The 25,109-nt window shown below is 52.0% G+C and carries 28 protein-coding genes; all 28 read right to left on the minus strand.

The annotated features are described in order from the left end of the window. Positions 1–48: 48 nt before the first annotated feature. The 28 genes from A7E48_RS03510 to A7E48_RS03650 all read right to left on the minus strand — a co-directional run bounded on the left by A7E48_RS03510 (position 49) and on the right by A7E48_RS03650 (position 24,814). The gene (locus A7E48_RS03510) at positions 49–612 is read right to left on the minus strand and encodes an adenylate kinase (protein ID WP_068169528.1); all 564 of its coding nucleotides are present in this window, start codon (positions 610–612) and stop codon (positions 49–51) included. Continuing rightward, the gene (gene secY, locus A7E48_RS03515) at positions 609–1,919 is read right to left on the minus strand and encodes a preprotein translocase subunit SecY (protein WP_068169531.1); all 1,311 of its coding nucleotides are present in this window, start codon (positions 1,917–1,919) and stop codon (positions 609–611) included. Before secY ends, A7E48_RS03510 begins: the two co-directional genes overlap by 4 nt. A 247-nt stretch (positions 1,920–2,166) precedes the next feature. Next, positions 2,167–2,625, minus strand: coding sequence for a 50S ribosomal protein L15 (gene rplO / locus A7E48_RS03520; RefSeq protein WP_068169533.1), 459 nt, complete (start codon positions 2,623–2,625; stop codon positions 2,167–2,169). 2 nt (positions 2,626–2,627) lie between these two features. Beyond that, positions 2,628–2,837: a 50S ribosomal protein L30 gene (gene rpmD, locus A7E48_RS03525; protein WP_068169536.1), complete on the minus strand. Its 210-nt coding sequence runs from the start codon at positions 2,835–2,837 to the stop codon at positions 2,628–2,630. After that, positions 2,837–3,529 carry a 30S ribosomal protein S5 gene (rpsE, locus tag A7E48_RS03530; RefSeq protein WP_068169539.1) on the minus strand — a complete coding sequence of 231 codons (693 nt, stop codon included), beginning with the start codon at positions 3,527–3,529 and terminating at the stop codon, positions 2,837–2,839. Before rpsE ends, rpmD begins: the two co-directional genes overlap by 1 nt. Further along, positions 3,529–3,888, minus strand: coding sequence for a 50S ribosomal protein L18 (gene rplR, locus A7E48_RS03535; RefSeq protein ID WP_068169541.1), 360 nt, complete (start codon positions 3,886–3,888; stop codon positions 3,529–3,531). Before rplR ends, rpsE begins: the two co-directional genes overlap by 1 nt. Before the next feature lie 2 nt (positions 3,889–3,890). Continuing rightward, positions 3,891–4,427, minus strand: coding sequence for a 50S ribosomal protein L6 (gene rplF / locus A7E48_RS03540; RefSeq protein WP_068169544.1), 537 nt, complete (start codon positions 4,425–4,427; stop codon positions 3,891–3,893). Positions 4,428–4,452: 25 nt separating this feature from the next. Beyond that, positions 4,453–4,851, minus strand: a complete 399-nt coding sequence (gene rpsH, locus A7E48_RS03545) for a 30S ribosomal protein S8 (RefSeq protein ID WP_068169547.1) — start codon at positions 4,849–4,851, stop codon at positions 4,453–4,455. A gap of 78 nt (positions 4,852–4,929) precedes the next feature. Beyond that, on the minus strand, positions 4,930–5,490 hold the full coding sequence (gene rplE, locus A7E48_RS03550) for a 50S ribosomal protein L5 (protein WP_068169548.1): 561 nt from the start codon (positions 5,488–5,490) through the stop codon (positions 4,930–4,932). After that, positions 5,490–5,825, minus strand: coding sequence for a 50S ribosomal protein L24 (gene rplX / locus A7E48_RS03555; RefSeq protein WP_068169550.1), 336 nt, complete (start codon positions 5,823–5,825; stop codon positions 5,490–5,492). The genes rplE and rplX overlap by 1 nt, the downstream gene beginning before the upstream one ends. Before the next feature lie 3 nt (positions 5,826–5,828). Beyond that, entirely contained in the window at positions 5,829–6,200 is a 372-nt protein-coding gene (gene rplN, locus A7E48_RS03560) for a 50S ribosomal protein L14 (RefSeq protein WP_068169553.1), read from the minus strand. Positions 6,201–6,609: 409 nt separating this feature from the next. After that, a complete protein-coding gene (gene rpsQ, locus A7E48_RS03565) occupies positions 6,610–6,882 on the minus strand; it encodes a 30S ribosomal protein S17 (RefSeq protein ID WP_068169555.1) in 273 nt (90 codons plus the stop codon). Continuing rightward, positions 6,879–7,121: a 50S ribosomal protein L29 gene (gene rpmC / locus A7E48_RS03570; protein ID WP_068169559.1), complete on the minus strand. Its 243-nt coding sequence runs from the start codon at positions 7,119–7,121 to the stop codon at positions 6,879–6,881. The genes rpsQ and rpmC overlap by 4 nt, the downstream gene beginning before the upstream one ends. Positions 7,122–7,126: 5 nt before the next feature. After that, entirely contained in the window at positions 7,127–7,543 is a 417-nt protein-coding gene (gene rplP / locus A7E48_RS03575) for a 50S ribosomal protein L16 (protein WP_068169561.1), read from the minus strand. Beyond that, positions 7,544–8,350, minus strand: coding sequence for a 30S ribosomal protein S3 (rpsC, locus tag A7E48_RS03580; protein ID WP_068169563.1), 807 nt, complete (start codon positions 8,348–8,350; stop codon positions 7,544–7,546). Next, positions 8,351–8,716: a 50S ribosomal protein L22 gene (gene rplV / locus A7E48_RS03585; RefSeq protein WP_068169567.1), complete on the minus strand. Its 366-nt coding sequence runs from the start codon at positions 8,714–8,716 to the stop codon at positions 8,351–8,353. A gap of 61 nt (positions 8,717–8,777) precedes the next feature. Next, the gene (gene rpsS / locus A7E48_RS03590) at positions 8,778–9,059 is read right to left on the minus strand and encodes a 30S ribosomal protein S19 (RefSeq protein ID WP_068169571.1); all 282 of its coding nucleotides are present in this window, start codon (positions 9,057–9,059) and stop codon (positions 8,778–8,780) included. 12 nt (positions 9,060–9,071) lie between these two features. Further along, positions 9,072–9,908, minus strand: a complete 837-nt coding sequence (gene rplB / locus A7E48_RS03595) for a 50S ribosomal protein L2 (protein ID WP_068169575.1) — start codon at positions 9,906–9,908, stop codon at positions 9,072–9,074. 39 nt (positions 9,909–9,947) lie between these two features. Continuing rightward, the gene (gene rplW, locus A7E48_RS03600; protein ID WP_068169577.1) at positions 9,948–10,247 is read right to left on the minus strand and encodes a 50S ribosomal protein L23; all 300 of its coding nucleotides are present in this window, start codon (positions 10,245–10,247) and stop codon (positions 9,948–9,950) included. Further along, entirely contained in the window at positions 10,247–10,870 is a 624-nt protein-coding gene (rplD, locus tag A7E48_RS03605) for a 50S ribosomal protein L4 (protein WP_068169581.1), read from the minus strand. The genes rplW and rplD overlap by 1 nt, the downstream gene beginning before the upstream one ends. Before the next feature lie 5 nt (positions 10,871–10,875). Next, positions 10,876–11,532 carry a 50S ribosomal protein L3 gene (gene rplC / locus A7E48_RS03610; RefSeq protein ID WP_068169586.1) on the minus strand — a complete coding sequence of 219 codons (657 nt, stop codon included), beginning with the start codon at positions 11,530–11,532 and terminating at the stop codon, positions 10,876–10,878. A gap of 14 nt (positions 11,533–11,546) precedes the next feature. Further along, on the minus strand, positions 11,547–11,855 hold the full coding sequence (gene rpsJ / locus A7E48_RS03615; protein ID WP_068169589.1) for a 30S ribosomal protein S10: 309 nt from the start codon (positions 11,853–11,855) through the stop codon (positions 11,547–11,549). A 478-nt stretch (positions 11,856–12,333) separates the two neighbouring features. Continuing rightward, positions 12,334–13,524: an elongation factor Tu gene (gene tuf, locus A7E48_RS03620; RefSeq protein ID WP_068169718.1), complete on the minus strand. Its 1,191-nt coding sequence runs from the start codon at positions 13,522–13,524 to the stop codon at positions 12,334–12,336. Between the two features lie 186 nt (positions 13,525–13,710). After that, positions 13,711–15,825 (minus strand): elongation factor G, encoded by a 2,115-nt coding sequence (gene fusA / locus A7E48_RS03625; RefSeq protein ID WP_068169592.1) that lies wholly within the window; start codon positions 15,823–15,825, stop codon positions 13,711–13,713. Positions 15,826–15,900: 75 nt separating this feature from the next. Next, a complete protein-coding gene (gene rpsG / locus A7E48_RS03630; protein WP_068169594.1) occupies positions 15,901–16,371 on the minus strand; it encodes a 30S ribosomal protein S7 in 471 nt (156 codons plus the stop codon). After that, entirely contained in the window at positions 16,371–16,745 is a 375-nt protein-coding gene (gene rpsL, locus A7E48_RS03635; protein WP_068169596.1) for a 30S ribosomal protein S12, read from the minus strand. Before rpsL ends, rpsG begins: the two co-directional genes overlap by 1 nt. 586 nt (positions 16,746–17,331) lie before the next feature. After that, positions 17,332–21,225, minus strand: coding sequence for a DNA-directed RNA polymerase subunit beta' (locus tag A7E48_RS03645; protein ID WP_068169602.1), 3,894 nt, complete (start codon positions 21,223–21,225; stop codon positions 17,332–17,334). 76 nt (positions 21,226–21,301) lie between these two features. Continuing rightward, positions 21,302–24,814 (minus strand): DNA-directed RNA polymerase subunit beta, encoded by a 3,513-nt coding sequence (locus A7E48_RS03650; RefSeq protein ID WP_068169606.1) that lies wholly within the window; start codon positions 24,812–24,814, stop codon positions 21,302–21,304. Positions 24,815–25,109: the final 295 nt, after the last annotated feature.

The following is a 25,109-nucleotide window of genomic DNA, read 5'->3' on the forward strand; positions in this document are numbered from 1 at the left end:
TTAAATGGCTGTGCCCCCGCAATGACCGGGGGCACAGTGCTCATAAATTTATTTCAAAGCGTCTAACAAACGCTCTGTAACTTCATCAATTTCGCCGAGACCGTTTACTTCTTTAATCAGACCGCGTTCACGATAAATTGACAACAACGGAGCGGTCTCTTTTTCATAAACGTTCAGACGGTGGCGAATGACTTCTTCATTGTCATCTGTACGTCCTTGCTCAGCGGCACGACCCAAAAGACGCTGTACGAGCTCCTCATTATCCGCAACAAGAAGCAGAACCTGATCAATTTCCTCATTATTCTCAGCGAGGATGGTATCAAGTTCGTGAACCTGCTCCGGGTTACGAGGATAGCCATCTAGCAGGAAGCCATCCTTGGTGTCGTCTTCTGCTAAACGAGCACGAACCATCTTATTCGTTACTGAATCTGGAACCAGATTTCCCGAATCGATGTAGCTCTTAGCTTCTTTTCCGAGATCGGTCTCTTCCTTGATGTTCTTACGGAAGATATCGCCAGTAGAAATAGCAGGAATCGAAAGCTGTTCAGAAATCTTCACAGCCTGGGTGCCTTTACCGGCACCGGGAGGACCAATAATCAACAAACGGTTCATCGGAGCAATCCTTCATAGTTTCTTTGTTGGAGCTGAGCGTCAATCTGCTTCACAGTATCTAGACCAACGCCGACCACGATTAGCAGCGATGCACCGCCAAACGGGAAGTTCTGATTAGCGTTGAACAGAATGAGAGCTACCAGCGGAATCATTGCAATAACAGCAAGGTAGAGAGCGCCAGGAAGGGTAATACGGTTCAACACATACGTGAGGTAACGTTCCGTGGGCTTACCTGCACGCACACCAGGAATAAACCCACCATACTTCTTCATGTTGCCTGCAACTTCTTCTGTATTGAACGTGATGGAAACGTAGAAGTATGCGAAGCCGAGAATGAGCAAGAAGTACAGAGCAATATAGAGCGGATGATCACCCTTGACCAAATAGTCATTAATCCAAGAAACCCAAGCCGGCGGCGGAGTACCGTCAGATGGAGTATTGAACTGAGCCAGAAGACCAGGAATCATCAACAACGATGAAGCGAAAATCAATGGAATAACACCAGCCATATTGACCTTCAACGGAATATAAGTTGAAGTACCGCCAATGGTGCGGCGTCCAATCATTCGCTTTGCATACTGAACAGGAATGCGACGCTGAGACTGCTCCACGAACACGACGGCGATGATTACGAGCAGCCCCACTGCACAAACAGCGGCGAAAATCCCCCAGCCATTGGCAGTTGCAATATTACCCATTGCGGTGGGGAACGATGCAGCGATTGAAGTGAAAATGAGCAGGGACATACCGTTGCCCACGCCCTTTTCAGTAATCTGTTCACCCAACCACATGATGACGCCTGTACCGGCAGTCAACGTGATAACTATCAGTAAAATATTGATAAAGCTATCGTCGGGGATAATCGGCAGGGGGCAGTTACCCAGTAGTGTGCCAGATCGTGCCAACGAAATAATAGTGGTGGAGTTCAACAAAGCCAGCAGAATCGTCAAATAACGAGTGTACTGAGTAAGCTTTGTCTGACCTTGTGCACCTTCTTCATGCAACTCTTGGAAACGTGGAATCACCACGCGCAACAGCTGAACGATAATCGATGCGGTGATGTACGGCATCACGCCTAGAGCAAAAATAGAAAGTTGCAATAGGGCGCCGCCGCTGAATAGATTCACCATGTCGTAAACTCCGCCGGTAGTGTTACCTAGAGCCAGACATTGTTGAACGTTGCCGTAAGAGATACCGGGAGCAGGAATGAAAACGCCTATCCGATAAATTACGATAATGCCAACGGTGAACAGCAGCTTACGCCGCAAATCGGGGGTTTTGAATGCCCGTCCGAACGCGCCAAGCACATGTCCTCCTGAAAAATTGGGAAGTCAATATATTTGATAGCGCATCAAAAAGGGCGCACAAAATCAAACAATTAACACATCCTTTTTAGTTTAGCTGGTTAAAACAGCAATTGGGGACACCGGAGGAGATATGCCCATAATGTCAATGCTCACTCTTATCCCCTCCCCACGAGAAATAAAAATCCTCCGCTCCCCAAAGGGAACGGAGGATCTTTCATAGTTTTCAGTAACTCACGTTACTCACAAACTACTTGACGGTTACAGAACCGCCAGCTGCCTCAATCTTTTCGATTGCGGACTTGGATGCCTTATCAACGGTGACGTTAACCTTGACGGAGATGTCGCCGTTACCAAGAACCTTAACCAGTTCGTTCTTACGAACTGCGCCCTTTTCAATAAGCGTGTCAACAGTTACGTCGCCACCCTCGGGGAAAAGTTCCGAAATACGATCCAGGTTTACAACCTGGTATTCGGTGCGGAAGGGGTTCTTGAAGCCACGCAGCTTGGGAAGACGCATGTGCAGCGGAAGCTGACCGCCTTCGAAGCCAGGACGAACCTGGTAGCGTGCCTTGGTACCCTTGGTGCCGCGACCTGCAGTTTTACCCTTCGAGCCTTCACCGCGGCCTACGCGGGTCTTTGCTTTGTGGGCACCCGGAGCGGGGCGCAAGTCGTGAATCTTGATAGCTTCGTTATTGATCTCTGCCATCTTTATTTGACCTCCTCAACCTTCACCAGGTGAGCAACGGTGTTAACCATGCCGCAGGTGACGGGGTCTGCAGTACGAACAACCTTGTTACCGGGGCGCTTAAGGCCCAAGGAACGAAGGGTGTCACGCATGTTCTGCTTCTGGCCGACGTAAGACTTGAGCTGAGTAATCTCAAGCTGAGCGTCGCTGGGCTGAATTCGCTTACCGGTCATTACGCACCTGCCTTTTCAGACTTGGACTTGAGCAAGAAGCTCGGGATGACCTCATCGTTAGGCAGACCGCGACGTGCCGCAACAGCTACGGGCTCTTCAAGCATCTTGAGAGCTGCGATAGTTGCCTTCACAATGTTGATCTGGTTCGAAGAACCAAGTGACTTGGAGAGCACATCGTGGATACCTGCTGCTTCGAGTACCGCGCGAACGGGACCACCAGCGATAACACCGGTACCTGCGGTTGCGGGACGAAGCATTACCACGCCAGCGGCTGCTTCACCCTGCACACGGTGAGGAATGGTGCGATCTTCGATGCGGGGAATGCGGAAGAAATTCTTTTTCGCTTCCTCAACACCCTTAGCAATAGCTGCAGGAACTTCTTTAGCCTTGCCGTATCCAACGCCAACCATACCCTGGCCGTCTCCAACAACGACAAGTGCGGTGAAGCTGAAGCGACGACCACCCTTGACGACCTTGGAAACGCGGTTGATGGTTACAACGCGCTCAATGAACTTGTCTTTCTCTTCATCGCGACCGCGGTTGTTGCGACGCTCACCGCCACGGTTTCCGCGACGTTCACCGCCACGGTTGTTGCGGCGATCTTCAGAGGAAGACTTCTCGGTGGTTTCAACTGCTTCTGCGGTTGTTTCAGTCACCTGAGTTTCCTTTTCGTTTACTGCCTGCTCGCTCATTAGAGTGCCAGACCTCCTTCGCGTGCGCCTTCAGCAACTGCAGCTACACGACCGTGGTACTTGTTACCACCGCGATCGAAGACAACAGCTTCAACGCCTGCTGCCTTGGCGCGCTCTGCAGCGAGCTCACCAACGCGCTTAGCCTTAGCGGTCTTGTCCAAATCAGCGTTACGAAGATCAGCTTCCATGGTGGAGGCGTATGCCAAGGTCTTGCCCTGAACATCGTCGATAACCTGAACGAACATGTGACGGGTTGAGCGTGTAACGCTCAAACGGGGACGTGCAGCGGTGCCAGATACGTACTTGCGAACGCGTGCGTGACGACGTGCGCGTGCAGCTGACTTTGTTTTGATAGCCATTATTACTTACCAGCCTTTCCGACCTTGCGGCGGATCTGCTCGCCTTCGTAGCGAACGCCCTTACCCTTATAGGGGTCAGGCTTACGTAGACCATGAATGTTAGCAGCGACCTGTCCGACCTGCTGCTTATTGATGCCGGAAACGGTCAGCTTATTCTGGCCCTCTACAGTAAAGGTGATTCCCTCAGGAGCCTTAATGGAGATGGGGTGTGAATAACCGAGAGCGAACTCAAGATCCTGGCCTTTGGCTGCCACACGGTAACCGGTACCAATGATTTCAAGCTTCTTCGTGTATCCCTCAGTAACACCGATGATCATGTTGTTGATCAAGGTGCGTGAAAGACCGTGCAGGGCACGTGATTCGCGCTCGTCATTGGGGCGGGAAACGGTGATGGTGCCGTCTTCCTGAGCAACAGTGATCGGTGCAGAAATCTCGCGGGATAGTTCGCCCTTGGGACCCTTCACAGAAACGTTGTTGCCGTCAATTTTTACCTCAACGCCGGCAGGAACCGAGATGGGGAGACGTCCAATACGTGACATTTACTCTTCCTTTCTCTTCTACCGACTACCAGATGTAAGCGACGACTTCGCCGCCAACACCCTTCTTCGCAGCCTGCTTGTCAGTAAGCAGACCTGAAGAGGTGGATAGGATTGCGATGCCGAGGCCACCGTGTACCTGAGGTAGGTTGGTGGATTTTGCGTATACACGCAGACCCGGCTTGGAAATACGGCGTACGCCTACGATGGAGCGTTCGCGCTGGGGACCGAACTTCAGAGCCAAGGTAAGAGTCTTGCCTACCTTTGCGTCTTCAACTTCGAAATTAGCAATGTAGCCTTCAGACTTCAGGATCTCAGCGATGTGACCCTTCAGTTTGGAAAAAGGCATAGATACGGTGTCGTGATGTGCTGAGTTTGCGTTACGCAAACGGGTCAGCATATCTGCGACAGGATCTGTCATAGTCATGTGGGCTCTTGCCCTTCCTCATTGCGGTTTCCTCATCCGTTGCTGGTTAATCAGCGGGAGGGACCTACAACGTAGTCGTTACTTGGTTTTGAACGGGAAGCCAAGCGCCTTAAGTAGTGCGCGGCCTTCGTCATCGGTCTTTGCGGAGGTAACAATGGTGATGTCCATACCGCGAACGCGATCGATGGAATCCTGATCGATTTCGTGGAACATTGACTGTTCGGTCAAACCGAAGGTGTAGTTACCATTGCCGTCGAACTGCTGATCCGAGAGACCGCGGAAGTCGCGGATACGGGGCAGAGCGAGAGTGATCAGACGATCAAGGAATTCCCACATGCGATCGCCACGAAGAGTGACGTGCGCGCCGATGGGCTGACCTTCACGCAACTTGAACTGCGCAATTGACTTCTTTGCACGAGTTACAAGAGGCTTCTGACCGGTAATCGCGGTCAAGTCGCGGATTGCGCCGTCCATGAGCTTTGCGTCGCGTGCTGCTTCGCCAACGCCCATGTTAACTACAACCTTTACGAACTTAGGTGCCTGCATAACGTTGGAGTAGTTGAACTCCTCCTGAAGTGCAGGGGTAACCTCTTCGTTGAACTTGGTCTTAAAACGAGGGGTGATCTTGGTTTCGGTCATTAGATGTCCTTACCTGAGCTCTTAGCAACACGTACACGCTTGGTGCGAGTCTTGCCGTTGATCTCTTCAGTCTCGAGGCGGAAGCCAACGCGAGTGGGCTTCTTGGTCTCTGGATCAACGATTGCAACGTTAGAAACGTGAATCGGAGCTTCAACCTTTTCAATGCCACCGGCAACACCGGTCATTGGGTTTGCCTTGTTGTGCTTGGTGACAATCTTGACACCTTCGACAATGACGCGATTTTCTTTAGGGATAACGCGCAGAACTTTACCCTGCTTGCCCTTATCAGCGCCGGAAATAACCTGAACCAGGTCACCTGACTTGATTTTAGCCATGAGTTACAGCACCTCCGGAGCGAGCGAGATAATCTTCATGAACTTCTTATCGCGCAGCTCGCGACCGACTGGGCCGAAGATACGGGTGCCGCGAGGATCGCCATCAGTATTTTTGATGATGACTGCGGAGTTCTCATCGAACTTAATGTAGGAACCGTCTGCACGACGAGTTTCCTTCTTGGTGCGGACGACAACCGCCTTGACGACGTCGCCCTTCTTTACGGTACCGCCAGGAATTGCATCCTTAACGGTTGCGACGATGATGTCGCCAATACCTGCGTAACGACGCGCAGATCCACCGAGAACACGGATGGTCAGGATTTCCTTCGCACCGGTGTTATCAGCAACCTTGAGTCGTGACTCTTGCTGAATCATATTTCTCCTGTCGTCTCGCCGGTTCCGACCGCACGGTATGTTGTGGGCCAGCCTTGCGGAACATTTTTACGGGATGTGTTGACGCACCGGTCCCGACGATCCTGATTCAGAGGAAGCGGGTTGGCGGATACGCCTAGGATTTAGCCATGCCAGGAACATCTGACCCGCAATAAAGCGGGAGTACCCGCATTTGGCGGCATTATGCTTTGGCACGAAAAAATCCGTGGTTGCGTGGAATTATCCACACAGACCTAAAACTCTATCAGGGTTTATTCATCTTCAAAAGAGTTTTGCCCCACATACAGGCAGGAACTCACTGTGATATCCACCGTACTGGGTCAAAAAATAGCCCTCCCCCGCTTTTGCGGGGAAGGGCTATCTATATTGTGTGAGACAAGCTCAAAAAGACTTACTTAGCCTTTTCGATGATCTCGACGACGCGCCAACGCTTGGTAGCGGAGAGCGGACGAGTCTCAGCCAAACGAACAAGGTCGCCAACGCCAGCAGTATTCTGCTCGTCATGTGCCTTGATCTTGGAGGTCTGAGTCAAGATCTTGCCATACAGACCGTGCTTTACGCGATCCTCAACTTCAACAACTACGGTCTTGTCCATTTTGTCGGACGTCACGTAGCCGCGGCGAGTCTTGCGGTAATTGCGCTCTTCGTTAGTTACTTCACTCACTTGGCTTCACCTTCGGTTGAGGGTCGAATACCGAGCTCGCGCTCACGCAGCACAGTGTAAACACGTGCGATATCGCGCTTTACGGAACGAATTCGACCGGGATTTTCAAGCTGACCGGTGGCTGCCTGGAAACGGAGGTTGAAAAGTTCCTCCTTTGACTTACGCAGCTCTTCTGATAGAGCCTCATCAGAAAGCTCAACGAGCTTATCGATGCTCAGATCCTTTGATCCAACTGCCATTTCGCTTACTCACCACCTTCGCGACGCACAACGCGTGCCTTCATCGGGAGCTTGTGAATCGCAAGGCGCATTGCTTCGCGAGCCACTTCTTCGGACACACCGGAGAGTTCAAACATGACTCGGCCGGGCTTGACGTTTGCAACCCACCATTCGGGTGAACCCTTACCGGAACCCATACGCGTTTCAGCAGGCTTCTTGGTCAAGGGACGGTCAGGGAAGATGTTAATCCATACCTTACCGCCGCGCTTGATGTGGCGGGTCATTGCGATACGTGCAGCTTCAATCTGACGGTTGGTGACGTATGCGGGAGTAAGAGCCTGAATGCCCCACTCACCGAAAGTTACCTCGGTTCCGCCTTTTGCCATACCCGAACGCTTGGGGTGGTGCTGCTTACGATATTTTACTCGACGGGGAATAAGCATTTATGCCTCACCGTTTTCTGCAGTCTTGGCTTCAGTGTTAGCTGAAGTGTTGTCATTACGACGCTCACGACGAGGGCCACGGTTGCCGCCAGGACGACGACGGTCGTTGCCACGGCGGTCTCCACCACGACGATTACCGGCGGCAGCCTGCTGTGCAGCAAGTTCCTTGTCGGTCAAATCGCCCTTGTAGATCCATACCTTCACGCCGATGCGGCCGAAAGTGGTCTTAGCTTCGAAGAAACCGTAATCAATGTTCGCACGCAGGGTATGCAGAGGCACACGACCTTCGCGATAGAACTCTGAACGTGACATTTCAGCGCCGCCCAAACGACCTGCACACTGGATACGAATACCCTTAGCGCCGGCACGCTGTGCTGACTGGATAGCCTTCTTCATAGCGCGGCGGAAAGCAACGCGTGATGCGAGCTGTTCTGCAACGCCCTGAGCTACGAGCTGAGCGGACAGATCAGGCTGAGCAACTTCGAGAATGTTCAGCTGAATCTGCTTGTTGGTTAGCTTCTCGAGCTCACCGCGGATGCGGTCAGCTTCTGCGCCACGGCGACCGATAACGATACCGGGGCGTGCAGTGTGGATATCCACACGAACGCGGTCACGAGTACGCTCGATTTCAACCTTGGCGATACCTGCGCGCTCCATACCTTCGGAGAGGAGCTCGCGGATCTTGACGTCTTCACGAACGAAGTCCGAGTAACGCTCGCCTTCCTTGGCGGAATCAGCGAACCACTTGGAAACGTGGTTAGTGGTGATGCCAAGTCGGAAACCGTTAGGGTTAATCTTCTGTCCCATTTAGCGGCCCTCCTCCTTCTCGGGGGTAGCGACTACCACAGTGATGTGGCTGGTGCGCTTGTTGATGCGGAATGCGCGACCCTGTGCACGAGGCTGAAAACGCTTCATGGTGGGTCCTTCATCCACAAATGCTTCACTGATGAAAAGCTCTTCTTCCTTGAAGGATTCGCCTGAAGCGGATGCCTTGGAGCGAGCGTTTGCAACAGCTGATGCAACGATCTTGAATACCGGTTCCGAAGCGCCCTGAGGAGCGAACTTCAGAATTGCCAGAGCCTCTTCCGCTTGCTTACCACGGATCAGGTTGACGACTCGGCGTGCCTTCATAGGCGTTACGCGTACATAGCGCGCTGATGCCTTAGCTTCCATTGCCTATCTTTCTTTCGTCTTGGTTCGAAAGGAAAAACGTTCTTATATCGGAAAACCGATATTAGCGACGCTTACCCTTACGATCGTCCTTCACGTGGCCACGGAAAGTGCGGGTCTGAGCAAACTCACCGAGTTTGTGTCCGACCATCGACTCAGTGATGAACACGGGTACGTGCTTGCGTCCGTCATGAACTGCAATGGTATGTCCGAGCATGTCGGGAATAATCATTGAGCGACGTGACCAAGTCTTGATTACATTCTTGGTGCCCTTCTCGTTCTGAGCTGCAACCTTTAGGAAAAGGTGCTGATCGACGAAAGGACCCTTTTTCAAACTACGAGGCATGTTCTAGGCTCCTTAGCGCTTCTTGCCAGTACGACGGCGACGAACAATGAGCTTGTCGCTTTCCTTGTTGGGGCGACGAGTACGACCCTCGGGCTTACCATTCTGGTTAACCGGATGACGACCGCCAGAAGTCTTACCTTCACCACCACCGTGCGGGTGATCAACAGGGTTCATGACAACACCACGAACGGTCGGGCGGATGCCCTTCCAGCGGTTGCGTCCTGCTTTACCCCAGTTGATGTTTGCCTGCTCGGCGTTACCAACTGCACCAACGGTTGCGCGGCAACGAACATCTACGTTGCGGATTTCGCCTGAAGGCAAACGCAGCTGAGCGTAGCGACCTTCACGAGCAACAAGCTGAATAGATGCGCCAGCGGAGCGGCCCATCTTGGCTCCGCCACCGGGGCGAAGTTCTACAGCGTGAATAACAGTACCCACGGGGATGTTGCGCAAAGGCAGGTTGTTACCAGGCTTAATGTCAGCTGACGGACCTGATTCAACGATGTCGCCCTGGCTCAAACGGTTGGGAGCGATGATGTAACGCTTGGTGCCATCGACGTAATGCAACAGTGCGATACGAGCGGTACGGTTTGGATCGTACTCGATGTGTGCAACGCGTGCGTTTACGCCGTCCTTGTCATGACGACGGAAGTCGATGAGACGGTACTGGCGTTTGTGTCCACCGCCCTTGTGACGGGTGGTGATACGGCCGGTGTTGTTACGACCGCCGGTCTTTGAAAGCGGACGAAGCAGGGACTTCTCCGGGGTTGAACGGGTGATTTCTGCGAAATCAGCAACGCTCGAACCGCGGCGACCCGGGGTCGTCGGCTTGTGTTTACGAATACCCATTTAGTATTTCTTTCCTTCGCTAAAGTGGTCTCCGCGGGACTATGCCTGCGGACCGCCGAAGAGGTCGATGGTGCCTTCTGAAAGAGTCACAATCGCGCGCTTGGTACTCTTACGAGTACCCCAGCCAAAGCGAGTGCGCTTGCCCTGGCGGTTTGCGGTGTTGACGGAAGCAACCTTGACGTCGAAAATTTCTTCGATAGCCTGCTTGATTTCCAGCTTGTTTGAGCTGGGGTCAACGAGGAAGGTGTACTTACCTTCATCGAACTGACCATAGCTCTTTTCCGACACGACGGGAGCAATGATCACGTCGCGGGGATTCTTGTTGATAGAGACGCTCATTACTTAGCAGCCCCCTTCTTAGCCTTGGATGCAACTGCGACGAATACGTCGTATGCGTCCTTGGTGAAGATGACGTCGTCAGAAACCAGCACATCGTAAGTGTTGAGCTGATCTGCGTAAAGAACGTGTACCTTCTCCAGGTTGCGTGCTGACAGCGCTACTGCATCTTCCTTGCGGTCGATAACCAACAGAACGTTCTTACGTGAAGTGATCGAAGCAATTGATGCCTTGATTGCCTTGGTGGAAGGAGTGTTACCTTCTACCAAGTTCTCAACAACACTGATGCGACCGTTACGTGCACGATCTGAAAGCGCGCCGCGAAGTGCAGCTGCAATCATCTTTTTGGGAGTACGCTGTGCGTAGTTACGAGGGGTCGGGCCGTGTACAACGCCACCACCAGTCATGTGGGGTGCACGGATTGAGCCCTGACGTGCGCGGCCGGTGCCCTTCTGCTTGAAAGGCTTGCGACCTGCGCCCGAAACTTCGCCGCGGTTTTTGGTTTTATGGGTACCCTGGCGTGCTGCAGCGAGCTGAGCTACAACTACCTGGTGAAGCAAAGGCACAGATGCCTGAGCGTCAAACAGGTCAGCAGGCAGGTCTACCTTGACAGTATTGACAGCCATTGTATTTAGGCTCCCTTCACAGCGGTGCGGACCAAAACAACGCCGCCCTTAGGACCGGGGATAGCACCCTTGATCAAAAGAACATTGTTTTCGGTATCTACACCCTGGATAGTCAGGTTCATAGTGGTGTGACGGTTTGCACCCATACGACCAGCCATACGCATACCCTTGAATACGCGTGCGGGGTAGGATGCGCCACCGATTGAGCCAGGCTTACGGTGGTTCTTGTGGGCACCGTGTGATGCGCCAACACCTGCGAAGCCGTGACGCTTCATAACGCCGGCGAAACCTTTACCCTTGGTCTTGCCTACAACGTCTACCTTCTGGCCTTCTGCGAAGAGCTCTACGGACAGTTCCTGTCCGAGGGAGTACTCTGCAGCATCAGAAGTGCGGAGTTCAACGAGGTGACGGCGAGGGGTTACGCCTGCTTTCTCGAAGTGACCAGCCAAAGGCTTGGTGACCTTGCGAGAATCGATTGCACCGAAACCGATCTGAACAGCTTCATAGCCATCGGTGTCTTTGTTGCGCAGCTGAGTGACGACGTTAGAATCAGCCTTAACGACGGTAACGGGAATGAACTTGCCGTTCTCGTCCCAGACCTGAGTCATGCCGAGCTTTGTGCCCAACAGGCCCTTCACCTGGCGCTCAAATTTGTTAGTCATTTAGATGCGATCCTCTACAGCTTGATTTCGATGTTCACGTCTGCCGGAAGGTCAAGACGCATGAGGGCATCAACAGCCTTAGGAGTCGGATCAACGACGTCGATCAGACGCTTGTGCGTGCGCATTTCGAAATGCTCGCGGCTGTCCTTGTACTTGTGAGGCGAACGAATAACGCAGTAAACGTTCTTTTCGGTCGGAAGGGGTACGGGGCCCACTACCGTCGCGCCTGCACGCGTAACTGTCTCAACGATTTTCCGTGCTGAAGAATCAATGACCTCGTGGTCGTAAGACTTCAGACGGATGCGGATTTTCTGTCCCGCCATCTGTCGGACTCTCTTTCTTGAAGTACTTCCCTGTAACGGGGCAATGCCCCTTTTTAGGCGCTTAAGGTAAAGAGCATCTGTACACTCTTTCGCGCCGTCTGATGCAAGCTGAATCCGAATAATTCCGGGTTCCTCAACTCACTCAAGCACCGACCCCCGAACTCGGGCGTGTCGCTTATATTATGCGCACTAATCCCTCGATCAGTCAGAACCGGGTCATATTTGGTCTTACTACTTCATTCAGCACAACCTCTGTACTGCAAGTTTTCGCATAGATTCAAGAAGAATAAGCTAATCAAACGTAGTAAGCGCTTGAACAACGTGTTCTATTCTTACAGAGCTACCGCCCGCTTGCAACCCCTATCTTGGATTAGTGCCTAGCTTCACACCTAATATGCAATATTAAACAAAAGATGCCCCGAGCTAGTGCTCGGAGCATCTTTTCAACTAGCCTGAGCCAGTTCGCGTCTTACATCAATTACTTGATGATCTTGGTTACGCGACCTGAACCAACGGTGCGGCCACCCTCACGGATAGCGAAACCGAGGCCCTCTTCCATAGCGATGGGCTGGATGAGCTCAACGGTCATCTCAGTGTTATCGCCAGGCATAACCATTTCGGTACCCTCAGGAAGAGTGATAACGCCGGTTACGTCAGTTGTACGGAAGTAGAACTGAGGACGGTAGTTTGAGTAGAAGGGGTTGTGGCGTCCGCCTTCATCCTTGGAAAGGATGTAGACGTTAGCTTCGAAGTCGGTGTGGGGGGTGATAGAGCCGGGAGCTACAACAACCTGGCCACGCTCAACGTCGTCGCGCTTTAGACCACGAAGAAGCAGACCACAGTTCTCGCCTGCCCATGCTTCGTCGAGCTGCTTGTGGAACATCTCGATACCGGTAACGGTGGTCTTCTGGATGGGGCGAATACCAACGATTTCAACTTCAGAGTTGATTGCGAGGGTACCACGCTCTGCACGGCCGGTTACAACGGTACCGCGACCGGTGATGGTGAAGACGTCCTCGATAGGCATGAGGAAGGGCTTGTCGGTTTCACGAACGGGGTCCGGAATGTAGTCGTCGACAGCTTCCATGAGCTCTTCGATCTTTGCAACCCACTCAGGGTCGCCTTCAAGAGCCTTGAGAGCAGAAACGCGGATAACGGGAGCGTCATCGCCATCGAATTCCTGTGAGGAAAGCAGATCGCGAACTTCCATCTCGACGAGGTCGAGAAGCTCTTCGTCATCAACCATGTCTGACTTGTTGAGTGCAACAAGCAGGGTGGGAACGCCAACCTGGCGAGCAAGAAGAACGTGCTCGCGGGTCTGTGCCATGGGGCCGTCAGTTGCAGCAACAACGAGGATTGCGCCGTCCATCTGAGCAGCACCGGTGATCATGTTCTTGACATAGTCAGCGTGGCCGGGAGCGTCAACGTGTGCGTAGTGGCGCTTCTCGGTCTGGTACTCAATGTGAGCAATGTTAATGGTAATACCGCGCTGGCGCTCTTCAGGAGCGGAGTCGATCATACCGAAGTCGCGCTGCTCGTTCAGATCAGGGTACTTTTCAGCAAGAACCTTGGAGATAGCAGCGGTAAGGGTGGTCTTACCGTGGTCAACGTGACCAATGGTACCAACGTTTACGTGAGGCTTGGAGCGCTCGAACTTAGCCTTAGCCAAGGGTGTTCCTCCTAGAACGAAATTGAAAAACATGCACTCGGGTTTCTCACCGGCGCAGTCCGTTTATAAAACGGTCTAGCGTCTACATTAGCGGATTACGCCGGTGAGGAGAAACCTTTGTGAGATTTCAATAGTTTATTTTTAGTAAATTAGATGCGGCTCACATAGTGGAACCGCGCGAGGCGATTATTCGCCGCGGTTCTTCTGGATGATTTCGTCAGCAACTGCCTTGGGAACCTCAGAGTAGCTATCGAAAGTCATCGAGTAAACTGCACGACCCTGAGTCTTTGAACGCAGGTCGCCAATGTAACCGAACATTTCAGAAAGCGGTACGTTAGCGTGAACAATCTTCACACCAGCGGCGTCTTCCATGGACTGAATGTGGCCGCGGCGAGAGTTAAGGTCGCCGATAACATCGCCCATGTACTCCTCAGGAGTACGAACTTCAACAGCCATCAAAGGTTCCAGCAGTACGGGGTTAGCGCGACGTGCGCCTTCCTTGAATACCATGGAGCCAGCAATCTTGAAGGCCATTTCAGAGGAGTCAACGTCGTGGTAAGCGCCGTCGATAAGGGTAGCCTTCACACCAACAACAGGGTAACCTGCGAGGATACCAAGCTGCATAGCGTCCTGGATACCGTGGTCAACGGAAGGAATGTATTCACGAGGAACACGACCACCGGTCACAACGTTGTCAAACTCGTACAGTTCTTCAGAATCGAGAGGAATAGGTTCGAATGAAACCTGAACCTTCGCAAACTGACCTGAACCACCGGTCTGCTTCTTGTGAGTGTAGTCGACCTTTTCAACAGCCTTCTTGATGGTCTCGCGGTAAGCAACCTGAGGCTTACCAACGTTAGCCTCAACCTTGAACTCACGCTTCATGCGATCCACGATGATGTCAAGGTGAAGCTCACCCATACCGCCGATTTCAGTCTGACCGGTTTCATCGTTCAAAGAAACGGTGAAGGTGGGGTCTTCAGCTGAAAGCTTCTGAATAGCGGTTGACATCTTTTCCTGGTCACCCTTGGTCTTAGGCTCAATTGCCACGAAGATCACGGGAGCGGGGAAGCTCATGGACTCAAGAACGATGGGATTTGCGATATCGCACAAGGTATCACCGGTGGTGGTGTCCTTCAGACCAATCGCTGCGTAGATGTGACCTGCCTGAATCTCTTCAACAGGGTTCTCCTTGTTGGAGTGCATCTGGAAAAGCTTACCGATGCGCTCTTTCTTACCCTTAGTGGAGTTAAGAACCTGCTGACCTGATGACGCCTTACCCGAGTAAACGCGGATGTAGGTGAGCTGACCGTAGAACGGGTGAGCTGCAACCTTGAACGCCAAAGCTGAGAAAGGCTCGTCAGAGTTAGGCTTACGAGTAAGCTCCTTTTCTTCGTCCTTGGGATCGTGACCGACCATTGCTTCGACCTCAATTGGTGAAGGCAGATAATCGATAACAGCATCGAGCATCGGCTGCACGCCGCGGTTCTTGAATGCAGAACCACAGAATACGGGGTATGCTTCGTTGTTCACGGTGAGCTTGCGAATGCCAGCCTTGAGTTCCTCAATGGTGAGTTCTTCACCTTCGAGGTACTTTTCCATGAGCTCTTCCGAAGACTCAGCAACAGTCTCTACGAGCTGGTTGCGGTACTCTTCAGCGCGTTCCTTGAGATCCTCGGGAATCTCACGAGTTTCGTAGGAAGCACCCATAGTAACGTCGCCCTTGGCGTCGCCAGGCCATACAAATGCCTGCATAGTAAGCAAGTCAACAACACCCACGAAGTCGTTTTCAGCGCCGATGGGGAGCTGCATAACGAGAGGGGTTGCGCCCAGACGCTTAACGATGGTGTCTACAGTGAAGTAGAAATCTGCACCAAGCTTGTCCATCTTGTTGACGAAGCAGATACGAGGAACTTCATACTTATCAGCCTGACGCCAAACGGTCTCAGACTGAGGCTCAACGCCTTCTTTACCATCGAATACTGCTACCGCACCGTCGAGAACACGCAGTGAACGCTCAACTTCAACGGTGAAGTCAACGTGACCGGGGGTATCGATGATGTTAATCTGGTTGCCTTTCCAGAAGCAGGTAGTTGCAGCAGACGTAATAGTAATGCCGCGTTCCTGTTCCTGAGCCATCCAGTCCATAGTTGAAGCGCCATCGTGAGTCTCACCGATTTTGTGGTTAATACCGGTGTAGAACAGAATGCGTTCAGTAGTGGTGGTCTTACCGGCGTCAATGTGCGCCATAATACCAATATTGCGGACCTTCTTGAGGTCTGTAAGCACGTCTTGTGCCACTTGAATCTCCCTTTGTGAGATACTCCGAAAGCCTGTCGAAGATGGAAAACCATTTCGACAGGCTATTCAGAGAAATTACCAGCGGTAATGTGCAAAAGCCTTGTTGGACTCTGCCATCTTGTGAGTGTCTTCGCGACGCTTCACAGCGGCACCGAGACCATTGGATGCATCCAAAATCTCGTTCATGAGACGCTCGGTCATTGTCTTTTCGCGGCGCAGCTTGGAGAAGCCAACCAACCAACGAAGAGCCAAAGCAGTTGCGCGGCCGGAACGAACCTCAACAGGTACCTGGTAGGTTGCGCCACCGACGCGGCGTGAGCGAACTTCGAGTGAAGGACGGATGTTATCCATTGCCTTCTTGAGAGTTGCTACGGGCTCAGAACCGGTTTTCTTTTCAACGCCTTCGAGTGCACCGTATACGATACGCTCTGCAACGGAACGCTTACCGTCCTGAAGAACCTTGTTAATAAGCTGGGTTACCAGCGGCGAACCGTAAACCGGGTCGTTGACGAGAGGACGCTTGGGAGCGGGACCTTTACGAGGCATTACTTCTTCTCCTTCTTAGCGCCGTAGCGGGAGCGGGCCTGGCCGCGTCCCTTTACACCCTGGGTATCCAGAGCACCACGAACGATCTTGTAACGAACACCGGGGAGGTCCTTCACACGGCCACCGCGCACAAGCACGATGGAGTGTTCCTGAAGGTTGTGACCTTCACCGGGAATGTAAGCGGTTACTTCAACGCCGCCGTTGAGCTTCACACGAGCAACCTTGCGGAGTGCCGAGTTAGGCTTCTTAGGGGTTGTGGTGTATACGCGAACGCATACGCCACGCTTCATGGGGCTGCCCTTCAGTGCGGGCGCCTTGGTCTTTACGACCTTGGGAGTCCGGCCCTTACGGACCAGCTGCTGAATTGTAGGCACATTATCTCCTGATAATCGGACTGATTTTCACAGCCCTACGTATTTTTACCTCAGTTTTATCTTTTGCTCAGGCAACTAATGTTGTGAAGTCTGTTTCGAAAAAACGTCTCAAACTTGAGATGAATCTTTGAAATCCAAGCCTTCGCACAGGCTGAAAACTTGTGGGCACGCGAAAAATTGGCATTTAGGAGTCAGGTCAAAATGACCAACACCAAAGGACTGTATCCATACTGCCATTGATTCGAAGCCCACCTTAGTCTTCTTACAACTGAGACGTTGATAGCAAATGCACTGAGTTACCCTGCATTTAGAACTGAGACTAAGTACTTCGTAGAAAACTATATCGGTCTTTTGTTTCTTAATCCACCCCATGCCTACCGATGTGTCTCTTTATCAGCGGTTATTCCTTAAGATTTCAGTCACTTAATCTGACCTGAGCCCCGCCGAAGACACGGCGCACGGGTACGAGACCGGTCTATAGGCGCTCCCCTACTTGCTGGCACCGGTCGTCTTCACAAAAAGATGGGCTCCTTTCCTGAGAAGGAAAGAAGCCCATCTTTTACACGCTACCGCGTTAGTTTACGATTTACTTGCCGAAATCGTAGTCATCCAGCGGGATAGCCTGGAACTCGGCTGAAATTGCGCCTTCATTCTCAGCAGCGTAGCTGAAGTCATTGAAGCCACCTGCAGAAGCTTGGAACATCTGCTCGCGAGCCTCATCAGTAGGTTCAACCTCGATGTTGTTGTAACGAGACAAACCGGTACCGGCAGGAATCAACTTACCGATAATGACGTTCTCCTTCAGACCCACCAAAGGATCAGACTTACGTTCCATAGCCGCCTGAGTCAAAACTCGGGTGGTCTCCTGGAAGGACGCAGCGGATAGCCATGATTCGGTAGCCAACGATGCCTTAGTAATACCCATCATTTCCGGACGACCTGCCGCGGGACGAACGCCCTCGGACATCGCCTTTCGGTTGGCATTCTGGAAAGCAATGTTTTCCACCAACTCACCGGGAAGAAGATCGGTATCACCAGAGTCAATCACGGTCACACGACGAAGCATCTGACGAACGATAACTTCAACGTGCTTATCGTGAATACCTACACCCTGTGAACGGTAAACGCCCTGAACCTCGTCCACCAGGTGCTTCTGAGCCTCACGAGGTCCACGAATACGCAGAACTTCCTTCGGGTCAACTGCACCGGCAACAAGCTGATCACCAACGGTGACATGATCGCCCTCTGCAACGTTCAGACGCGCACGGCGAAGAACGGGGTAAGCAATCGCTTCATCACCATTATCAGGAGTTACAACAACCTTCAGCGATTTCTCAGTATCTTCAATAGAGATACGACCTGAAACCTCCGAAATCGGTGCAACACCCTTAGGTGTACGTGCCTCGAAAAGCTCCTGAATACGGGGAAGACCCTGAGTAATATCGTCCGCTGATGCAACACCACCGGTGTGGAAGGTACGCATAGTCAGCTGGGTACCGGGCTCACCGATGGACTGTGCAGCAATAATGCCCACTGCCTCACCAATATCAACCAGGTTACCCGATGCCATCGAACGACCGTAGCAAAGCGCACAAACGCCCACTGCAGACTCGCAGGTCAGCACCGAACGAACCTTAATGTCTTGGATTCCAGCCTTGTACAGCTTCTCAATCATAGGATCAGAAACATCAGTACCGGCCTCAGCCAAAACGGTGCCGTCTTCAGCCTTCACATCAACCGCAAAGGCACGACCGTGAATCGAGCTTTCAACGTTTTCATGAAGCGAAATGGTGCCGATTTCTTCGTCAACCTGAACCAATGGCAAGGTCAAACCGCGGTGAGTACCACAATCGTGCTCACGAACGATGACATCCTGAGAAACGTCCACCAGACGACGGGTCAAGTAACCCGAGTTAGCGGTACGAAGCGCGGTATCAGCAAGACCCTTACGAGCACCGTGAGTAGCGATGAAGTACTCGAGCACGGTCAAGCCTTCACGGTAGGAAGACTTAATGGGGCGAGGCATAATCTCACCCTTGGGGTTTGCCACCAGACCACGGATACCCGCAATCTGACGAACCTGCATCCAGTTACCACGAGCACCTGAAGTCACCATACGGTTAATAGTGGTATTCAGGTTAGCCAAGTTATCGCGCATAGCCTCAGCAACTTCATCAGTTGCCTTGGTCCAGATGTCGATGAGCTCGGTACGACGCTCGTTGTCGTCAATCAGACCCATATCAAACTGGCTCTGAATATCAGCAGCCTGGCTCTCGTAGCTCTCCATAATGGCGGGCTTCGAAGGAGGAGCAGCAATATCAGAAACAGCAACGGTAACGCCTGAACGCGAAGCGTAGTAGAAACCAGTGTTCTTCAGATTATCTAGTGAGCGAGCAACCTCAATCATGGGGTACTTCTCAGCAAGATCATTAATCAAAGAACCAAGGGTCTTCTTATCCGCAACCTTATCGAACCAGGGGTAATCAGCAGGCAAAGCCTGGTTGAAAATAACCTGACCCACGGTGCACTCTACGAGAAGAGGCTCGCCCTCCTTGTAACCCTCGGGGAACTCGTAACCCTCAGGAGCAACAAAGTTATCTGTGAGGATCTTGACCTTGGAATACAGCTCAATCTCGTGCAGATCAAGAGCCATAAGCGCCTCAGCAAGTGAGGAGAAGGTACGGCCTTCACCGGCTGCGTCATCACGAGGAGTGGTCAAGTGGAACAAACCAATGATCATATCCTGGTCAGGAACCGCAACGGGGCGGCCATCTGAAGGCTTCAAAATATTATTTGAAGAAAGCATCAAAATGCGTGCTTCAGCCTGAGCCTCAGGTGAGAGGGGTAGGTGAACAGCCATCTGATCGCCGTCGAAGTCAGCGTTGAACGCAGAGCAAACGAGAGGATGCAGCTGGATAGCCTTACCCTCAACAAGCTGAGGTTCGAACGCCTGAATACCAAGACGGTGCAGAGTAGGTGCACGGTTGAGTAATACGGGGTGCTCCGTAATGATTTCTTCCAGAACGTCCCACACCTGTGAGCGTGAACGCTCCACCATGCGCTTAGCGGACTTAATGTTCTGAGCGTGGTTGAGGTCAACCAGACGCTTCATCACAAAAGGCTTGAAGAGCTCAAGCGCCATCTGCTTAGGCAGACCGCACTGATGCATCTGAAGCTGAGGACCGCCGACGATAACCGAACGTCCTGAGTAGTCAACGCGCTTACCCAGAAGGTTCTGGCGGAAACGACCCTGCTTGCCCTTGAGCATGTCAGAGAGAGACTTCAAAGGACGGTTACCCGGGCCGGTAACAGGACGGCCACGACGACCGTTATCGAACAAGGAGTCAACAGCTTCCTGAAGCATGCGCTTTTCGTTATTCACGATAATCTCAGGAGCACCGAGATCAAGCAGACGCTTCAAACGGTTGTTACGGTTGATGACACGACGGTACAGATCGTTAAGGTCTGAAGTCGCGAAACGACCGCCGTCGAGCTGCACCATGGGGCGCAATTCCGGAGGAATCACAGGCACAGCTTCAAGAACCATACCCAAAGGCGAGTTGGTGGTAGTCAAGAATGAGTTGACAACCTTCAAACGCTTCAAGGCACGAGTCTTACGCTGTCCCTTACCTGTCTGAATAATCTCGCGAAGCGACTCAGCTTCAGCTTCCATGTCAAAGTTCTCAAGGCGCTTCTTAATAGATTCAGCACCCATTGAACCTTCAAAGTACATGCCGTACTTATCGACCATGGCACGGTAAAGAGCCTCATCACCTTCAAGGTCAGCTACCTTCAGGTTCTTAAAGCGATCCCAAACACGCTCTTCGAATTCAATCTCACGATCAGCGTTCTTCCGCACTGAAGCCATCTGGCGCTCAGCGGCATCGCGAAGCTTACGCTTCTCTGCAGCCTTACCGCCTTCAGCTTCAATACGAGCCAGTTCTTCTTCAGTTTCGCGAGCAATCAGGTTGATATCAGCATCGCGCTGATCAGCAAGAACCTTCTTATCGCGATCAAAAGCAGCCTGCAGATTCGGAAGATCCTCGTGACGAGCCTCTTCATCCACAGAAGTAATCATGTAAGCAGCGAAGTAAATAATCTTTTCAAGATCCTTCGGTGCCAAATCGAGCAGATAACCCAAGCGTGAAGGAACACCCTTGAAGTACCAGATGTGAGTCACAGGAGAAGCAAGCTCAATGTGACCCATACGCTCACGACGTACCTTTGCACGGGTTACCTCAACGCCACAGCGCTCACAGATAATACCCTTGAAACGTACGCGCTTGTACTTACCGCAGTAGCATTCCCAGTCGCGAGTAGGTCCGAAGATACGCTCGTCGAACAAGCCCTCTTTTTCTGGCTTCAGGGTTCGGTAGTTAATGGTTTCAGGCTTCTTGACCTCGCCATATGACCAGCTGCGGATATCCTCAGCAGTGGCTAGGCCAATACGCATCAAACCGAGTGAAGATTCGTTGGACATTTGGTCCTTATCTCTTTTCAGTAGTGGTGAAGACTATTTCGTAGAAATGATGAATGGAGTACATCCGAAAAACGGATTAGACCTCTTCAACAGAGCTGGGCTCTGCATGGGACAGGTCAATACCCAGATCATCTGCAGCACGGAAGCCTTCGTCTTCAGCATCGCGCATGTGGATGGTCTTACCATCAGTTGAAAGAACTTCAACGTTGAGGCACAGTGACTGCATTTCCTTGATGAGAACCTTGAAAGACTCAGGAACACCCGGTTCAGGGATGTTCTCACCCTTAACAATTGCCTCATAGACCTTCACACGACCGTGAACGTCGTCAGACTTGATAGTCAGAATTTCCTGAAGGGTGTAAGCAGCACCGTATGCTTCCAGTGCCCAAACTTCCATCTCACCAAAACGCTGACCGCCGAACTGAGCCTTACCACCCAGGGGCTGCTGAGTAATCATGGAGTACGGACCGGTGGAGCGAGCGTGAATCTTATCGTCCACCAAGTGGTGTAGCTTCAAGATGTACTGGTAGCCCACCGAAACGGGCTCAGGGAAAGGCTCACCGGAACGACCATCGAGCAAACGTGCCTTACCGGTACGGTTAATCAAACGATCGCCGTCGCGGTTGGGGTTAGCGTGATCGAGCAGGTCGAACAATTCATCTTCACCAGCGCCGTCGAATACCGGAGTTGCCACGTTAGTGGGGCCGGTTTCCTTGGGGAAGTTAGGAAGCTTGTCCATCCATGCAGGATTGCCCTCAATCTTCCAACCCTGCTTAGCTAACCAGCCGGTATGAACTTCGAGCACCTGGCCAATGTTCATACGACCGGGAACGCCCAGCGGGTTCAGAATGATGTCAACGGGAGTACCGTCTTCCATGAAGGGCATATCTTCAATCGGAAGAATCTTGGTAATAACACCCTTGTTGCCGTGGCGGCCTGCGAGCTTATCGCCCACAGTAATCTTGCGCTTCTGAGCCACGTAAACGCGGACCAGCTGGTTAACACCTGACGGCAAATCTTCTTCATCGGTTTCACGATCGAAAATACGGACGCCGATAACGGTACCGGATTCACCGTGAGGAACCTTCAAAGAGGTATCGCGAACTTCGCGTGACTTTTCACCAAAGATAGCGCGGAGAAGGCGCTCTTCAGGAGTCAGTTCGGTCTCACCCTTAGGAGTAACCTTACCCACGAGGATATCGCCGGACTCAACCTCAGCACCGATGTGAATGATGCCGCGCTCGTCCAAAGCAGAAAGAACTTCTTCAGAAACGTTGGGGATATCACGAGTGATTTCCTCAGCACCCAGCTTGGTATCGCGGGCGTCAATCTCGTGCTCTTCAATGTGAATTGAAGTGAGAACGTCGTCGGAAATCATACGCTGGGACAGGATGATGCCGTCCTCGAAGTTGAAACCTTCCCAAGACATGTAAGCCACAAGGAGGTTCTTACCCAGAGCCAGCTCGCCCTTATCGGTCGAAGGACCATCTGCAATCAGACCAGCAGCTTCAACGCGGTCCCCTGCCTTGACCACTACGCGGTGGTTGTAGCAGTTACCGGGGTTGGAACGCTGGAACTTAGCAATGGGGTAAGAAGAAGTGGTTCCATCGTCATTACGGACAATCACCAAATCAGCGGAGACCTCAGAAACTACGCCTGCCTTCTTAGCAAGAACGGAGTCACCGGAGTCAATCGCTGCGTACTTCTCCATACCGGTACCAACAACAGGTGCTTCTGACATCAGCAACGGTACAGCCTGACGCTGCATGTTGGCGCCCATCAGCGCGCGGTTAGCATCGTCGTGTTCCAGGTAAGGAATCAAAGCAGTTGCAACAGACACCATCTGGCGAGGAGAAACGTCCATAAACTCAACGTTTTCAACTTCAACCAGCACAGCTTCGCCTGAACCATCTGCTGCACGACAGAGAACTTCGTCCTCAGCAAAACGCATCTCATCATTCAGAGGAGCGTTTGCCTGCGCAATAATTGCGCCCTTCTCATCGTCAGCAGTCAGGTAGATAACCTTATCGGTCACCTGACCGTTTTCTACCTTGCGGTAGGGAGTTTCAATGAAACCGAAGGGGTTAATACGAGCGTAAGTTGCCAACGAACCAATCAGACCAATGTTGGGTCCTTCAGGGGTTTCAATGGGGCACATACGACCGTAGTGGGAGGGGTGAACGTCTCGAACTTCCATGCCTGCGCGGTCACGTGAAAGACCGCCAGGACCCAACGCGGACAGACGACGCTTGTGGGTCAAACCTGCAAGCGGGTTGTTCTGATCCATGAACTGGGAAAGCTGAGAAGTACCGAAGAACTCCTTGATAGAAGCTACAACGGGGCGAATGTTAATCAGTGTCTGAGGAGTAATAGCCTCAACGTCCTGAGTAGTCATACGCTCACGAACCACGCGCTCCATACGGGACAAACCGGTACGAATCTGGTTCTCAATGAGCTCGCCTACTGCACGGATACGGCGGTTACCAAAGTGATCGATGTCGTCAGTATCAACGCGCAAAGTAGTTTCTTCACCGTCACGGATACCCTTGATGGTCGTTCCACCAGCATGCAAAGTGACCAGGTAACGAATCATCGCTGCGATGTCATCCTGGCTCAAAACCATTGCCGAAGGATCATCCATAGGCATATCGATACCGAGCTTACGGTTGACCTTGTAACGGCCTACCTTTGCCAGATCGTAACGCTTAGGGGTGAAGTACATGTTATCGAGCAGATTCTGAGCTGCATCGACTGTTGGAGGTTCACCAGGACGAAGCTTGCGGTAGATATCAAGTAAAGCTTCTTCGCGAGTCTCAACGCTGTCCTTTTCCAAGGTAGCGCGAATCGAATCGAATTCACCGAACTCTTCAAGAATCTTAGCCTCGGTCCAGCCCAAAGCCTTCAGCAGTACAGTTACGGACTGCTTACGCTTGCGGTCAAGACGGACGCCGACCTGGTCTCGCTTGTCAATTTCTAGCTCGAACCAAGCACCGCGTGAAGGGATAATCTTCGCGGTGTAGATGTCTTTATCAGAAGTACGATCGGCAACCTTTTCGAAGTAAGCACCGGGTGAACGAACCAGCTGAGAAACAACAACGCGCTCAGTACCATTGATAACAAAGGTGCCGGACTCGGTCATCAGCGGGAAATCGCCCATGAACACAGTCTGTTGCTTAATTTCGCCGGTGTTGTTATTCATGAATTCGGCCTTGACGTACAGCGGAGCTGCATAGGTCGCATCGCGATCCTTGCATTCATCCATGGTGTACTTAGGGTCAGCAAATTCGGGTTCGGAGAATGACAGGGACATTGTGCCCTGGAAGTCTTCAATCGGAGAGATCTCTTCAAAGATTTCTGACAAACCTGAAACACTCTGAACCGAGGTATCTCCGGTTTCTTCAGCTTGCTTCAGACGTTCTGCCCATCTCTCGTTACCTACGAGACGGTCAAAACTATCAGTTTGAAGAGCGAGCAGGTTAGGAACCTGCAATGGCTCTGAAATTTTTGCGAATGAAATTCGACGGTTCGTACCGTCTGAATTCACTGCGCCGTTAGCGGCTTCGTGATTTGAGGTGCTCGAGGCGACCAAGTTGGATCCTTCCACAGACCTGTCTGTTCGTACTCACTACCCCGGAACAAGGGAACGAAAACAGTCGTGAAAAATCTCGGCGCGCGGCGAATTATGATAAGTCGGTTGCTGGGATCTTTGCGTGAACTGGTCGTTATTGCTCTGTATCACTCATGCCCACCGCTATATGAAGGCACTAAGGTTAGGGATAGCGCAAATATTCACAATACACCAAACAAAATTTGATGTCTATACCCTTTTCATCGGGGTTTTGCAACCGTAAACGTAAATCCACCGTCTTCAGGATTGAAGACAG

The sequence above is a fragment of the Rothia sp. ND6WE1A genome, assembly GCF_001683935.1.
In the GTDB taxonomy this organism is placed as follows: domain Bacteria; phylum Actinomycetota; class Actinomycetes; order Actinomycetales; family Micrococcaceae; genus Rothia; species Rothia amarae.